At 69.8% G+C, this 14878-nt stretch carries 10 protein-coding genes; 4 read left to right on the top strand and 6 right to left on the bottom strand.

The features are described 5' to 3' along the window. Positions 1-126 precede the first annotated feature (126 nt). Entirely contained in the window at positions 127-378 is a 252-nt protein-coding gene (locus AB0N04_RS32550) for a hypothetical protein (RefSeq protein WP_360218964.1), read from the bottom strand. Beyond that, positions 378-755 carry a hypothetical protein gene (locus tag AB0N04_RS32545; RefSeq protein ID WP_360218961.1) on the bottom strand — a complete coding sequence of 126 codons (378 nt, stop codon included), beginning with the start codon at positions 753-755 and terminating at the stop codon, positions 378-380. The genes AB0N04_RS32550 and AB0N04_RS32545 overlap by 1 nt, the downstream gene beginning before the upstream one ends. 106 nt (positions 756-861) lie before the next feature. Here AB0N04_RS32545 and AB0N04_RS32540 point away from each other — a divergent pair, with 106 nt between their 5' ends. After that, entirely contained in the window at positions 862-2067 is a 1206-nt protein-coding gene (locus AB0N04_RS32540; protein ID WP_360218958.1) for a transcriptional regulator, read from the top strand. Positions 2068-2598: 531 nt separating this feature from the next. On the opposite strand, the gene AB0N04_RS32535 is transcribed toward AB0N04_RS32540, so the two are convergent. After that, entirely contained in the window at positions 2599-2979 is a 381-nt protein-coding gene (locus tag AB0N04_RS32535; protein WP_360218955.1) for a winged helix-turn-helix domain-containing protein, read from the bottom strand. Positions 2980-3466: 487 nt separating this feature from the next. Here AB0N04_RS32535 and AB0N04_RS32530 point away from each other — a divergent pair, with 487 nt between their 5' ends. From AB0N04_RS32530 to AB0N04_RS32520, 3 genes are read left to right on the top strand one after another with little or no spacing between them, the layout of a single operon-like run. Continuing rightward, complete coding sequence (locus AB0N04_RS32530) at positions 3467-5056, top strand: replication initiator (RefSeq protein WP_360219010.1); 1590 nt, start codon at positions 3467-3469, stop codon at positions 5054-5056. Beyond that, positions 5053-5238, top strand: coding sequence for a helix-turn-helix domain-containing protein (locus tag AB0N04_RS32525; protein WP_360218952.1), 186 nt, complete (start codon positions 5053-5055; stop codon positions 5236-5238). The genes AB0N04_RS32530 and AB0N04_RS32525 overlap by 4 nt, the downstream gene beginning before the upstream one ends. Beyond that, a complete protein-coding gene (locus AB0N04_RS32520) occupies positions 5238-6554 on the top strand; it encodes a site-specific integrase (protein WP_360218949.1) in 1317 nt (438 codons plus the stop codon). Before AB0N04_RS32525 ends, AB0N04_RS32520 begins: the two co-directional genes overlap by 1 nt. 78 nt (positions 6555-6632) lie before the next feature. Here the strand turns inward: AB0N04_RS32520 and AB0N04_RS32515 are convergent, their stop codons facing one another. The 3 genes from AB0N04_RS32515 to AB0N04_RS32505 all read right to left on the bottom strand — a co-directional run bounded on the left by AB0N04_RS32515 (position 6633) and on the right by AB0N04_RS32505 (position 14485). Beyond that, on the bottom strand, positions 6633-6809 hold the full coding sequence (locus AB0N04_RS32515; RefSeq protein WP_360219007.1) for an Imm1 family immunity protein: 177 nt from the start codon (positions 6807-6809) through the stop codon (positions 6633-6635). Between the two features lie 73 nt (positions 6810-6882). Further along, positions 6883-7278 carry a hypothetical protein gene (locus AB0N04_RS32510; RefSeq protein ID WP_360218946.1) on the bottom strand — a complete coding sequence of 132 codons (396 nt, stop codon included), beginning with the start codon at positions 7276-7278 and terminating at the stop codon, positions 6883-6885. A 70-nt stretch (positions 7279-7348) separates the two neighbouring features. Next, positions 7349-14485, bottom strand: a complete 7137-nt coding sequence (locus AB0N04_RS32505; RefSeq protein ID WP_360218943.1) for an RHS repeat-associated core domain-containing protein — start codon at positions 14483-14485, stop codon at positions 7349-7351. Positions 14486-14878 lie beyond the last annotated feature (393 nt).

The raw sequence follows: 14878 nt of genomic DNA, 5'->3' as shown, positions 1-14878 counted from the left end.
CGGTGTCCGTGGTTGTGCGCTGGCGTGCGTGGTTGTTGCCGTCACTACTGCCGTCAGAGGTGTAGACCACTTGATCTCAATGGCGCCCGCATGCTGCTCTCGGTGAGGTGCTGGCGCTCGGCAGCCTCACTTCCACTCTCCGGGCTCGGCACGGAGGGTGGCGCGGGTGGTGCGCTCGTAGGTTGTGTGGCCGGTCTGGGCGCAGTGCGCGGCGATCCAGCGGGTCAGTTCCTCGGGGGTGTGTGTCTGGCCGGAGGCGGCTCCACAGTCCTGCTCTTCTCCGGTGACGCAGACGGCCTCGAAGGTCGGCAGTGCCATCGGGTCCGCGACTGTGGTGACGGTGTACTCGCGGAACCGGTAGCGGGTGGTCGTGCCCATCAGTGTGCTCCCTGCTCGTCAGAGCCGTCAGTCTCGGCCGTGTCCGACAGGGAGGGGATGCGCTGCCCGCGTGAGTCCGCGACCCTGAGTGCGTCCGACAGGGCCTCGGTCAGCCGACAGGCCAGCCACCGGTATTCGACCTCAGTCAGTGCCCGCGCCCCAGGGGTCAGGACGCCCCGGGTGTGGTCGAGCAATTCCTGGCCCATGGTGAGCTGGACCTCTTCGATGCCGTCGGCGAGCGTCGCGAGGTAGCCCTCGCCGTCTGTGCTCAGGTAGCAGGGGAGCCCGTCGGGGGTGGCCCACGGCAGCAAGCGTAGTTCTTCCGCTGCGGGCTCGACCCTGCTCACGTCGAACTGACGTGTCGCCTCCTCAGCCATGCTGCTGTCCCTTCCTCGGTTCGGCTCTGTCGATTCAGGGTCCCCGTTGGCCTGAACCTTGCGGAGTAGCCAGCGTGTCTGCCCTGCTGTCTGCCAAGCTGGCCAGGTGGCGCGGGAATCGGTCGGGGAGCTTGTGCGGCGGCTGCGGCTGGCGCGGGGGTGGAGTCAGCAGCGGCTCGCCGACGTGCTGGCCCAGGCCGCTCCCGGGCGTATCCCGCCCACGCGCAATGACGTGTCCCGCTGGGAGATCGGCACGCGGTTCCCGCGCGAGTGGCTGCCCTTCCTCGCCCAGGTACTGGAGGTGCCGCGCGAGCTGCTGGAGGCCGCCAAGGCCGTCCGCCCACCCGCGCCCGCGCCTCGGGTGCTGACCGTCGCGGACTTCCTCCCCGAGGGCGACCCCCTGGCCCCACTGAGTGCGCGTACCGGCCGGCGGATCGGCGCCGGGCAGGTCGCCGACCTGGCCCAGCGGGTGCACGGCCTGCGGCTGGCCGACGATGTGGTGTACGGGAAGGACTTGATCGCCCCCGCCCTGCGGGAACTGCGGGCGGCGGTCACGCTCTACCGCGAGGGCACCCACACCGAGCAGGTGGGCCGTGAACTGCTACGGGCCATTGGCGAGTTGGCGCAGATCGCCGGTTGGGTGGCCTCGGATGCGGGCGAGCACGCCGAGGCGGAGCGGATCTACCGGCTCGGGATCAGTGCCGCCCGCGCAGGCGGGGACGGCGTGCTGTCGGGAAATGTGGCGGGCTCGCTGGCCTACCAGTGGAGCAACACCGGACGCCCCCACGACGCGGTCGACCTCGCCACCGCCGCCGTGGCGGAGGCCGGTCCGGATGCTCCGGCGAAGGCCCGCGCGCTGTACTTGGACCGGGTGGCCTGGGCGCACACCCGCGCCGGCCAGGACCGCCCGGCGATGGCTGCCCTCGGGGAAGCCGGCGAGGCCCTGGCTCAGGACTCGGCCGCTACCGAGTCGCCCTCGTACCTGTACTGGATGGACGCCGGGGAACTGCAGGTCATGGAGGCCCGCGTCTACACCGAGCTGCACCGGCCGCTTCGCGCCGTTCCGCTGCTGACGGACGTCCTGGGTCGTTACGACGCCAGTCATGCGAGGGAGTTGGCGCTGTACCTGTCCTGGCTGGCCGTGGCCTACGCCGATGCGAACGAGCCTGAGGCCGCAGCGGGGACGGCGGGCCGGATGCTCGCCCTGGGGCAGAGCGGCAGCGAGCGCACCACGGAGCGCACGCGGATCGTGCTGGACCGGCTGCGGGCGTTCCGCGACGTCCCCGAAGTCGCCGAACTTCTGGCGTCCTGACCCTCCCGATCGCGGGGGCGAGTTCGGACTGCTGCTGGTCGGCGGCTCGGCACGCGGCACGGCTCGTGCGTGGGCTGGGCGCTCGGCGCGGGTGCGGTCTGCGGGTCTGCGGGGAGCCTCGCTCCGTGCCGGAGGCGACGTCAGCCACCGCCCTCGGCGAGCCCGGCGATAGAAACGGGTCGGACCCCTGGCCGACCCTGTTGCCCGCGATCCGGCCGTAGGACGGTCGCAGGCGACAACTTGCTCCGCGTCGCGGGCAAGGAGTCCATAGCCCACAACTTGCTCCGACCCTGGGCGGTGCTGGGGTAAGCAGCGCTTACCCCACAACTTGCTCCCATCGGGCACCAGTCGAGCCCCCGCTCACGACCTGGCGGACCGCTGACCGCCGACACCCGTGAAGACCTCGGGGCCGGTCCGACCCTGGGTCGGTCGGCGACGTCGGGCCACCTCCAGCGGGCGGGGCCCGCCTTGAACCTCGTAGAGAAAATCTGGACGCACAGCTCCAGCCCCCGCCGTCCAGCGGCCGACGGGTCAGCAACCTCGCTCGGTGCCGCCCGCTTCGAGGGCTTCGACGCGGGCACGCAGAGCGGTGAGCTGATCAAGCGTCTCGGCCAGTGCCAGCTCCAGCGCCTCGACGCGCGCCGCCGTCCCGCCGACGGGCGTGTTACCCGCCTCCCCGTCACCTGAGTCACCGTCGGCGCCGGGGTGGGCGACGAAGGCTCCCTTGCCGGGGCGGGAGATCGCGTAGCCGTCCTGCTTCAGCAGGGCCATGGCCTTCTGCACGGACAGGCTGGAGGCCCCGTACTCCGCCATCAACACGGCCTGCGTCGGCAACGCGTCCCCCGGCTTCAGCTCCCCGGAGCGGATCCGCCCCCGCAGGGCCTCGGCGATGACCTCGAACGTCAGCAACACCGTGCCGCCCGCCGGTCTACGCCCCCGCCGCCCCACCGTCACCGCAGGTCACCCCGCCTTCTCTGTGCCACTACCACTGAAATCCGGCCCGTCCAAAACGGAAGACCGGGGCCAGAGTACTCGCGTCGCCACCGGCCACCGAAATAGATGAGGAGGGATGCACTTGAATGCGCGCTTGAAGCGATGCTACCTTCACGCACCGCTGGTGAACACCACCGCTGACCAGGCCAGACGTCCCCGGCCCACCATCCGCACCCGCCGTCACGCGCACCGTGCCCACGTGCGCCGATCACCCGGGTCGCCCCTCAATCGCCTCTCCTCTTCTCCCGACTCCTGCCGGAGGTCTGTCCCCATGCCCGCGCAGCTCCAACTCCCCACCCCCGCCACCACCTCCACTCCCGCCAGCACGGCGTTCGCCGCACCGGCGCTCACCACCAGCCCCGACACGTCCGCGAACAGGAACTCGGCGCTGGAACGCCGGGCGCGGCTGACTGCCAGGCTGGCCAAACTCGCCGCCGCCGGATACCTCGCACCCCTGGCCCGCCAGATCGGCTCACTGGGCGGCTGCACCCGCCCGATCCGCATGACCGGCCACCGCACCCGCCTGGACACCGCCACCGGCCAGATCCTCGACCACCTCGACACCCGCCACCTGCCCGCCGGCGAACTCCTGCTGCGGTGCGGCAACCGCCGCACCACCCGCTGCCCCGCCTGCTCCACCCTCTACCGCTACGACACCTACCAGCTCATCGCCGCCGGACTACGCGGTGGCAAGACCGTCCCCACCAGCGTCGCCACCCATCCCCGTGTGTTCGCCACCCTCACCGCCCCCGGCTTCGGCCCCGTCCACAACCAACCCGGCACCACCCCCTGCACCTGCGGCACCCGGCACGCCGACGGCGACCCGCTACTCGGCACCCCGCTGAACCCGCAGCGGTACGACTACACCGGCGCGGTGCTGTGGAACGCCCACGCCCCCGCGCTGTGGGCCCGCTTCACCACCCACCTGCGCCGCGAGATCGCCAAGGCCGCCGGACTGACCCAGCGCACCCTGCGCCACCACGCCACGCTCTCCTACGCCAAGGTTGCCGAATACCAAAAGCGCGGCCAGATCCACTTCCACACCGTCATCCGCATCGACGGACCCACCGGCCCCGCCAGCACTCCGCCTGCCTGGGCCACCACCGAACTCCTCGACCACGCCGTCCGCGCAGCCGCGAACCGCACTCGCGTCCAGCACCAGCATCCGTCCCGGGCCGGGGAGGCCGACCCGGCACAGCCGGCGGGGCCCATGGCGTTCCGGTTCGGGCGGCAGATCGACGTCCGCGCCATCCGCAGTACCGACTTCACCGGCGAGGGCCCCGTCACCGACCGGCACGTCGCCGCCTACATCGCCAAGTACGCCACCAAGGGCGCCGAGACCACCACCGGCACCCTCGACCGCCGACTCCGCTTCCTCGCCGAACTCGCCCAGCACGACCTCACCGACCACGCCCGCCGCATGATCCACACCGCCTGGCACCTCGGCACCCAGCCCCAGCACGCCCACCTCCGCCTGCGCCAGTGGGCCCACATGCTCGGCTTCCGAGGCCACTTCTCCACCCGCACCCGCCACTACTCCACCACCCTCACCCAGCTACGGGCCGAACGCACCGCCTGGCGTAGCCGCCAACCCGAAACCGCTGCCTCGACACCGACCGACCCGTCAATGGTCGACCGGCACGCCGGACTGCCGATCGGTGAGGGCTGGTCGGTCACTGACCGGCACGGTGACCGCGAGGACCGCGCTGACCTGACCGCCGGTCACACCGACCCCGGCCCCGGTCACCGCGCAGGTCACCGCGCGAAGGACGGGCGATCCGGCGGCGCGGACACGACTCTGGTGATCTCGCACTGGCAGTACGCGGGGACCGGCCTCCTGCCCGAACTCGCCCACCTCGCTGACCTCCTGGCCACCACACCGCGCCCCCGGCCCGAGCAGCCGAGCCGCCCCCGGCACGCACAGCGCTCCCGTGACCGGGCCGGTCACTCCACCGACCCGCTGACCACCCCCGTCCAGACGGGGGCGATCGCGTGACCGCCGACAGCGAACTCCTCACCGTCCCCGAGGTCATGGCCCGGCTCAAGATCAGCCGCTCCACCGTCTACGACCTCATCCGCACTCGGCAGCTCGTCTCCCTCACCATCGGCCGCGCCCGCCGCATCCCCGCCCACGCTCTGACTGCCCTCGTCCACCACCACCTCGAAGAGGCATCCTGATGACCACCGGCCCCACCTCGACTCCCGGCACCAGCTCGCGCAGGGTCCGCGCCAACGGCGACGGCACCGTCTACCAGCGCAAGGACGGACGTTGGGAAGCCGCCGGATACGTCCTCGCCCCGGGCGACACCCGCAAGCGAGTCCGCGTCTACGGCACCACCCGCAAGGAAGCACTCGCCAAGCTCACCGAGAAGACCGCCACCAGCAACCGCGGCATCCCAGTGGTCTCCGCCCAGGGCAGCCTGGCCGCCTACCTGACGTACTGGCTGGAGAACGTCGCAGTCCATCAGCTCCGCGAGACCACCCACACCCGCTACACCGCCTGCACGAACCGCTACCTCATCCCCGGCCTCGGCAAGAAGAAGCTCGCCAAGCTCTCGGCCAAGGATGTCCGCACCTGGCTCAACGAGCTCCGCACCGTCTGCCAGTGCTGTGCCCGCGGCCTCGACACCACCCGCGACCAGCCCCGCTGCTGCGCGACCGGCACGTGCTGCGGCAAGCGGCTCTCCCCGCTGACCCTCGCCTACATCCACTCCGTCCTCAAGTCCGCGCTGGAACACGCCGTCCGGGAGGAAGAGATCCCGCGCAACGTCGCCCGCAACGTCCGCACCGGCACACCCCGACCCCGCCGCTTCAACCCCCTCACCGCCGACGAGGCCCGCACCTTCCTCGCCGGAGCCCAGGGCCACCGCCTCCACGCGCTGTTCGAACTCGCTCTCCGTACCGGCCTACGCAAGGGCGAACTCCTCGGCCTGCGCTGGGAAGACCTCGACCACGTCAGCGGCACCGCCAGCATCCGCCGCACCCTCCAGCGCACCCGCAGCAGCGGCCTGACCACCCTCCCCACCAAGACCATCAGCTCCGAACGCCGCATCGCCCTCCCATCGCCCTGTCTCCTCGCACTCCGCGCCCACCGCAAGCAGCAGGCCCAGGAAAAGGAGGAGGCCGGCGCGGGCTGGGTGGACAGCGGCCACGTCTTCACCCGCCCCGACGGCCACCCCATCGAACCCGCCACCCTCACCCGACACTTCAACGCCCTACTCCGCTGCGCCCGCCTCCGCCAGATCCGCTTCCACGACCTGAGGCACTCGACCGCGACCCTCCTCCTGGAACAGGGCGTCGAACTCATCGTCATCAAGGAACTCCTCGGCCACGCCCACATCGGCGTCACCGCCACCGTCTACGCCCACGTCCGCCTCCGCCTCCAGCGCGACGCCATCGACCTCCTCGGCAACGCCCTCCGCGATCCCGCAGCCGCCACCACCGAGCCCAACGACAGCGACGATCCAGCGCTTTGTGCAGCGCCCGTCCGCTGACGTTGCCGTCAGCTACTGCCGTCAAGACGCCAAGTGGCCCCACCGGAAACGATCCGGTGGGGCCACTTCTGATCGCCACTAACGTTCGGAGAGGCAATATCCGTTCATGTATCCGCGGACCCAGTGAATACACTCTGGACGGTTACCCGTGCCCATTCGACAGAATTCTTCAAGAGCTGCGCGCACTTCGAGGACCGGCAGACAGCTTCTCGGGTTGTGAAACCTTGGATCACCTGGATCGAATACGACCCGCAGGTCAAGGCTCGGCGAAGCTAAAAAATCAACTCGGGGAGTTGATTATGAGCCGGGTTCCTACGTGAATGAATCATCAATCATGCAGCCAATGCCACCATTCCCATCGAGGGTTATCGCAATCAATCCGAGCAATAAATTCGCCACCGGCCACCACGTCGCCAAAATTTGTATCAATGGCAGTAGCTACCTTAGCGGAAATCTCTCTAACGATTGACTCCATGAGCATAGGATCTCGATAGTCAACCGAGAAGGCCGAAAACGGCCCCTTGGGGATCAGCACCTCGGGCCAATCTTCAAAGAGGCCGTCCTCCTGCGGATCCATAACACACACATAGGCACTCGAGGTTCCCTGCGAGACCTCAAGGTACCTATCGTCTACCAAGGTGACTTGATGCGAGGACTCCAGCGCATTCGCGACCGCTTGAAAACCCCAGCCTTCTGCGGCGATAACAATTACAAGCGTCTCCATCGACTGCACTCCTTTGAAACGACTGCGCGCCGGCCGAGGATTCTTATCCTCGGCCGGCGCGCAGCGGCGGTTATCCGCCAGCCGCCCAGGCCACGAGGTCTTCCATCCTCCTGAAGACAGGTACGCCTAGCTCTTCAATTCCTCGCGCAACATGGCCGCCCATCTTTGGGCCATATACCGCGACACGGGCCCCGCCAGCTGTAGGCAAGACTCGATCCCGGATTTGCGCAGTCTTGCCAGACCCCTTTCCACTGGCTACCTCAATGACGAAGTTGTCTCCGTAGACATCGTGATCTGACCAGGTTGTTCCATCCTCGCGAAGCGTCTTCCGCCCCATACCCTTCACGAGATCCGGGTGAGCGTCCTCGATGGCATTAGCCACGGAATCCTCAAGAGGGTGCTCGCCCTGGCCTGTCCATTTCCCGCAATTGTGAACCAGGACCGGCGTGGTCCCCGCCAGCACATAGTACGTGTGGAGGTTGGCGACCGTCAGGTCGTTGGCGGGTTGGGGGGTGGTCGTGTAGGGGCGGGTGTGGAGGACGAGTCGGGGGGTGTGGTCGGGGGTGGTGAGGTGGTGGCCGGGCTGGAGGTCCTTGGCCTCGGTCCAGCGGTGGGCCGTGTCGTCCCAGTACGGGTGGTGGGCGGTGGAGACGAGGGTGGTCGCCTCGGAGGTGGTGCCGTCCTCGTGGGGTGTGGCGACGGTGAGTTCGGTGAACTCGGTGTCGTCGGGCGTGGTGATCTTGGCTGTGATCGGTTCGGCGGTCGTCTCGCCGGTCTGGGGGTCCGTCGCGGTGACGGATTCACCGGGTTGGAGGTCGCCGATCGGTTTGGCGCTTCCGTCCGCCATCAGCACCGGTGTGCTCGGAGGGAAGCTGTGCGCGGGCCACGGGCAACCGGCCGGCGCGGATCCGCCGTGCGGCGTCTTCGGGGTCGGGATCTCCGGCGCCTTTCGGAGGTCCTTGATGACTGTTCCGGCGATCTCCGCAACCCACTTGCCCTTGACGAGCGAGGTGGCGGCCCAGAAGCAGGAGGCCTTGTCCCCCTCGATGCATCCCTGGGCGTCGCCGAGCGGTGTGACCTCCTTCGCGATGGCCCATCCGGCCCTCGCAAAGCCCTTGACCACGTCGAAGCCGCTCGCACGGCGGTCCTTGACCCTGCCGTTCTTCAGGACCTGGGTGTAGACGTATTCCCGGTTCGACGCCCGGCTGGTGTCGACAGCCGTCTCGTAGTAGCGGTGCTGGGCGTCGACGCTGACGTAGTCACTGGTCGCCGCCGTGTTGCTGACCGTGATGGTTCCGCCGTGGCAGTCGTAGAGCGTGCCGCATTCCTCAGACTTGAGACCGCTCGGGTCGCTGAGGTTGACGGGGTCGTTCTCGCTGTAGGCGTAGCCGTTCCACTGCTGCGGGTTCGCGGCGTCGAGGATCGGGTCGGGGCTGATGAAGCGTCCCGTCGCCGGGTCGTACTGGCGGGCTCCGAGGCTGGTGAGGCCCGTGGTGTCGTCCTTGCTGCCGCCGATGAAGCCCTTGGTGCCGGCCCAGTCGGAGGTCTGCGGCTGGGTGCCGCGGGGGTTGCCGAACGGGTCGCTGGGCCGGCGGGTGACGGCCTGGTCGGACGTGGTGTTGATCTGGAGGTTGGCTGTGCCGTGCGGGTCGGAGGCCTGGATGAGGACCTTGCCGCCGCCGATGGCCGCGGTGACGCGGGTGTAGGTGAGGCCGCCGGGGGCGGCGATGGTGCGGACGTTGCTCAGCGAGCCGCTGCCGGTGTCGAGCGTGAGCTCGTCGGTGGCGAGGCTGAGCGTGGTCTTGCCCGGGTTGCGGCGGATGAGCTGGTTGCCGTCCGCGTCGTACAGGTAGGTGGTGGCGTCGGTCTGCCCGGTCCTGGCGAGGTTGTCGAGCTTGTCCTCGCCGTTCCAGGTGAGGGTGCTGGTGCCGCCGGTGTCGGTGATGGAGGTGGTCCGGCCCTTGGCGTCGTACTGGTACGAGACGGTCTTGGTGCCGGCCGGCCCGGTGCTGGTGGAGGTGAGGAGGGCGTGGGGCCCGCCGGTTCCGCCGCCGGTGTTGGGCGCGTTGGTGGGGCTGTTGGTGCTCTTCGCGGCTCCGAAGGTCTGGGTGGTGGTGCTGTCGTTGAGGCTGTTTCCGGTGATGTCGCGCTGGACGAGGCTGGTACGGTTGCCGGTCGCGTCGTAGCTGTACGTCGTCCAGTACGGGGCGGGGCCGCCGATGCTGCGTCCGCCGGGGTTGGTGGTGGCGGGGCCGTTGGCGTTGTTGCAGCCGCCGACTCCGGGGACGGTGGAGGAGCTTCCGGTGCCGTGCGTCGCACCGGCGGAGTCGGTCCAGTCCGCCGTGGTGGAGGTGCCGCCCGTGTCGGTCCAGGCGCCGGTCAGCCGCCCGAGGTAGTCGTACGTGAAGCACTGGGTGTCGGTGGCGGTGGCGTCCTGCACCGTGGTGGCCGAGGTGATCCGGCCGGACGGGGTGTAGGTGTAGCTGGTCTGGTCGACCGACACCGTCCCGAGCTGGCGGTCGACGAAGTTGTTGATGACGCGCCCGGTCGCCCAGTCGTACTGCGTGGTGGCGACGACCTGGGTGCCGTACTCGCCGACGGTCGACCGGACGGGCCTGGCGAGCGCGTCGTAGCTCACCTTGGCGATCACCGCCTTGCCGAGGCTGGCCGCCGAGGTGACCAGTCCGGTGATGGTGGTGCCGTAGCTGACGGTCTCGGCCGGCAGGCCGCCCGCGGCGGGGATGCTGACCCTCTTCAGGGCGCCGATGACGTCGCTGTAGGTGTTGGCGGTGGTGTAGGTGCCTGCCAGTGCTCCCTCGGCGGAAGGGATGGTGACGGAGCTGCCGAGCGGCCGGTACGCGGTGTCGTAGCCGGTGACGGCCTTGGTGTAGGCGGCGCCGTCGGAGCCGCCGACGTAGCGGGTCGACGCCGTCGGCTGGCCCTTGAGGATCGTGTCGTACGTCCAGGAGGCCAGTTGGTTCGCCGGTGCGACGCTGCCGTTGTACGAGCCGGTCCTGCGGCCGAGGAGGTCGTAGGTGTAGGCGAGGGTGGTGTTCTTGGCGTCGGTGGTGTGGTCGACGCGGGAGTTGGCGTCGTAGAAGGTCCGGGTCGTGCCCGTGTCGGGGTCGGACGCGGAGGTCTGGCGGCCTCGCAGGTCGAAGGTGTAGTTCCAGGTGTTGCCGCTGCTGTCGGTGCGCCGGGAGGCGAGGCCGCCCGGGGTGTAGCCGTAGGTGGTGACGTCAGCGTCGGCGGCGTTGCCGGTGGCGGTGGGAGTGCGGTACTGCCACACGGCCGCGGTGCGGCCGCGGGCGTCGGTGACGGTCGAGGTCGGGGTCGCGCCCGTGGGCGGGGTGACGTCGGTGCGGTCGGCGCCGGGGTAGGCGTTGGTGCTGGCCCACTGGAGGTTGCCGTAGGAGCGGAACTCCGCGCGCAGTACCCGGCCCGTGCCGTCGTAGGTGTTCCAGGTCTGGCCGGGGATCTGGCCGTCGCCGACCGGGACGAAGATGGACTCGGTGGGGAACGAGCCGCCTTCGTAGTACGGGTTGGAGGTCTTGATGACCCACCCGTGGGTGTCGTAGACGGTGTCGGTGATCAGTCGGCCGGTCGGGTAGGCGGCACTGGTGCTCTGGCTCTGGCGCGGGCGCCCGAGGCCGTCGAGCAGGTCGATGGTCGCGGAGTAGGTGACGCCGTCGTCGTTGATCGTCTCGGTCTTGACGGCTGCCGGCCCGTCCGTGCCCCGCACGGTGTACGTGAACTTTTTGCTCGCCGCGCCGTCGGTCGGCCGGTCCGGCGCCCACACCGCGGTGATGCGGCCGAGGGCGTCGTACTGCGCGGTGGTGACGCGGTCGTTGAGGTCCCGGCTGGTCAACGGGGAGCCGCGGGCCGGGTCCTGGGTGACGGTCGTCGTCCAGTCGGACCCGAGCGGGCCGGTGCTCCGGACCTCGGTGGGCAGGGCGCCGGAGGCCGGGCTGATGGCGGAGGTCGTGACGGCCGGGGTGACCGAGGGGCCGCTCAGCTGCTTGCCGGAGCGGTCGTAGGTGGATCCGTCGGTGGTCCCGGACGTGGTGCTCCGCCCGTAGGCGTCGAAGGCCGCGCTGCCCTGGTGGGCGTAGACGGGGCCGCCGGCCTGGTCGAAGTGGTCGAGCACCTGGGTACTGGTCGGGTCACCGGTGGCGCCCGCCTGGCCGAACGGCTTGCCGTCGTAGAGCGTCCGGTTTCCTGCGACCGTGTTCGAGGCCGACGGCGCGGTGCCGCACGGGCCCTGGACGGTCACGATCTCCGAGACCAGCATGAGCCGTTGCTGGTTGTCGCTGGTCGCGTAGCCGGAGGTGGTGCAGGTCTCGGGGGCGGTGGCGCTGCCGTCGCCCTTGTCGTTGACCTGGGTCACCCGGTTTCCGCGGGTCGGGTCGGTGGTCGTGGTCACCGTGGAGGTGCGCCAGCTGCCGTCGGCGAGCTTCGCCTTGGAGACGTCCGTGGTCTGGGAGTCCGGGTAGCGGGCGTAGACCTTCGACGAGCCTGCACTCTGGGTGTGGGTCGCGGTGATCTGCTGGCCGTTGTAGGTGGTGCCGGAGACGGACTGGACGCTGCCGCCGGCCTTGTCGTAGGTCTCGGTGGCGACGACGCGGCCGCCGAGCCAGTCGTTGTCGGCGACGTTCCCGCCGAGGGGGCTTGCCACCTGGACGCTGCGCTGGCTGCCGTTGCGGAGGTAGTCCCCGTCCATGCCGCGCAGGTAGGTGGTGGTCTGCTGGGTCTTGGGTGCCTCGCTGACCGAGCCGCTGCCGGTGGTGGTGGTCACCGACTGGTAGCCGCGGAAGTTGTCCCAGGTACGGGTCTTGGGGTCGGTGAACTCGGCGTCGTTGCGGTGCCAGGCGGCGCCGCCGTTGTAGGTGTACTCGGTGGTCCTGCCGATCGGCGGAGTGGCGACGAGGTCCTGCTCGGTGATGGTTCTGACGAGCGGCTTGTTGAACCAGTCGTTGACCGGGTCGGGCGAGGACTGGCCCGGGAGGTACCACTTGACCGGCATGCACGCCATGGAGTTGTTGTCCTCGGAGGCGGGCATGTGGTTGTTGACCCGGGAGCACTCGGGGTCGCTGTAGATGACGTTGATGCGGCCGCCGGTCTCGGTCGTGATGCCCTGGATGCGCGGGCGCATGAACATCGGCGCGGCCGGGACGAGGCCGTCCACGCGGTTGGCCATCATCACGTAGCTGAACGAGACGGCCGGCAGGCTGATCGGCGCCTGGCCGTTGGAGCCGGTGCGCTGGACGGAGTCGAGCTGCAGGGTGCGCTTGGTTCCGTCACCGGGGTCGGCGAGGGACTGGGACAGCGCCCACGTGTCGACGTCGCGGTAGGCGGAGTCGACGAGGACCTGGGTGGTGATCGCGGTCAGGCGCTTGGTGGTGAAGAAGGTCGGCGCGTAGTTCGAGCACGCCCCGGAACCGGTGCAGATCTGGTCGATCGGCACGTCGGGCCAGGCGTCGGCGTTGGCGGTGGTGCGCTGGCTCTCCGCGCACGTGATCGAGCCGGAGGCCTTGCAGCGCTCGTCGACCGTGAAGAGGACCTTGGCGGCGGGGTTGAGCGCCCCCTTGGCGGCCTTCTGGTCGTCCAGGCGCTGGCCGTAGCCGATCTCCGTGAGGTAGCCGGCCCGCTGGTAGTCGGTGAGGCTGCCGTTGCCGTTGTTCTGGGCGCCGCCGCGGCTGTACTTGTTGCCCTCGGTGGCGTACTTGTACGTGGTCAGGTTGCCGTGCGGGTCGACGACGTAGTCGAGCTGCCAGCGCCAGGCCATCTGGCACCACGAGTTCTTGCCGGAGCCCGCGCCGTAGCAGGGGTCGCCGCTGTTCGGCGAGTAGACCGGGGTGGTCAGGACCGAGTTCGCGGACGGATCGCTGCCGTCGCCGCCGGGGAGGTGGTTGCGGCCGAAGTAGTACTGGATACCGTCGGTCGTGGTGATCCGCCAGTACTCCATGTCCCGGTAGTCGGTGTCGCCGGCCGCCTTGGGTGCGCCGGTGAGCTGCTCGATCTTGGAACCGTCGTCACTCTGCAGGTGCCAGAGGCCGGTGGCGTCATCGCGCACGATGGTGCCGGAGCGGCTGCCGAGCGAGAGCGTGGCGTTCTGGCCGGCCCAGCACTGGTCGGCGGAGCCGGTGATGCCGGCCTTGTCACAGCCGCGGTAGGACCGCTCGATGTAGCCGGGTTCGTAGCCCCAGCCGTCACCGACCCACGAGGACTGGGAGTTGGTGGCCGACGTCCTGCCGTCCACCGCGGCCGAGTTGTAGTCGAGTCCCACGGCCGGGGCGGCGCCGCCGAGGGACGGCGGTACCTGGATCGGGTAGCTGTACGTGAAGTTGCCCGAGTTCGACCCTGCCTTCCACCCCGCCGATGGCGAGAGCGGTGTCGCGGTGTACGACCCGCCGGGGCCGGACGGAGCGGGAGCCACTGCCAGCACGAGCGCTCGCCCGGCCGGTGCGGGAGCGGTGGCCGGGCTCTGCGCGGATGTGAAGGACGCGTTGACGGCGTCCTGCGGGTTGGCCTTTCCTGAAGGCTGCTGCGGGCTGGATGCGGAGGGCAGCCTGACGTCGGCGGTGACCTTGCCGTGTCCGTCGAGCGCCGCCGGGACGGGTGTCCGGGTTCGGCACTCTTCCCGCTCCGGGGTGGTCAGCGCGCACGAGGGCAGTGCCACGAGCGTGGCGCGGTCCGACCAGCCTGCGGCCTGGAGCGCCTTGAGGTCGAGCGTGACGCTCGCCGCGCGTCCGTCACCCGTGCCCGGCGCCTCGGCGTCGGTCAGGGCGACGAGGGGGCCGGTGATACCGGCGGCCTTGCCCGTGTCCTGACCGGTCACCTGGACGGTGACGGTATGAGCGCTCTCGCCCGTGCCGTTTCCGGGTGCGACCGAGACGGCGAGTGCCCCGGCCTTGGAGCCGGTGCCACCGCCGGAGGCCGGGGAGGCGCCGCCGGTCGCCGACCGGGCGGACTTCGCCCCCGGGCTGTCCGGGCCGAGCGTCACGGTCTCCGTCCCGGTCACCACGGGCGGTGCCGTCTCCGGCTTCCAGTCGGCCGGCTTCGCGGCGGGTTTGGCCGCCGGTTTGGCGTCGTGTCCCTCCACGGAGGTGGTGGCGCCGCCCAGCGGTGTGCGGGGCGGTGTCCAGACCTCCCCCTCGGGCGCCGGATAGGTCCACGCCGCCGCGGGTGGCACGGCCACCCCAGTCATGGCCAGCGCGACCATGGCGGCCGTGACGGGTGACCGCCACCGGCCTCGTGCTGCTGTCGTTCGAGCCCGTTTCCGGGCAGACAAGACCCCCACCTGCGCTCCCTCGCTGATGTCGACACAGCGTCACATGGACATAGCTGTGTGCCAGATTGGACGTGACACTACGTGCCGCCTCTGACACGTCGCCAGGCAGTTCGAGAGCCGTGCAGGGGATGTTTGCGAAGTCTTGACTTGGAGGTCCGGCCTTATCCGGACATGTCAACCCAATCCTGCAAAGCGTTTGACCTACCCGCTGGTCAGGACGCATCGTTCCGACCCGAACGCATCTCCCGGAGGGGGATCGCGCATGGGAGGGGAGCCCAGAAGCAGACATGTCCATCACTTCGCGAACAT

The organism is Kitasatospora sp. NPDC051702 (assembly GCF_040681575.1).
Classification (GTDB): Bacteria; Actinomycetota; Actinomycetes; order Streptomycetales; family Streptomycetaceae; genus Kitasatospora.
The sequence above is the reverse complement of the archived record's forward strand: the minus strand, read 5'-3'. Positions and strand labels throughout refer to the sequence as shown.

Coding starts and splice junctions, on each gene's coding strand:
- AB0N04_RS32505 (WP_360218943.1), bottom strand. CDS start 14,485: ATGACTGGGGTGGCCGTGCCACCCGCGGCGGCGTGGACCTATCCGGCG.
- AB0N04_RS32550 (WP_360218964.1), bottom strand. CDS start 378: ATGGGCACGACCACCCGCTACCGGTTCCGCGAGTACACCGTCACCACA.
- AB0N04_RS32510 (WP_360218946.1), bottom strand. CDS start 7,278: ATGGAGACGCTTGTAATTGTTATCGCCGCAGAAGGCTGGGGTTTTCAA.
- AB0N04_RS32520 (WP_360218949.1), top strand. CDS start 5,238: ATGACCACCGGCCCCACCTCGACTCCCGGCACCAGCTCGCGCAGGGTC.
- AB0N04_RS32545 (WP_360218961.1), bottom strand. CDS start 755: ATGGCTGAGGAGGCGACACGTCAGTTCGACGTGAGCAGGGTCGAGCCC.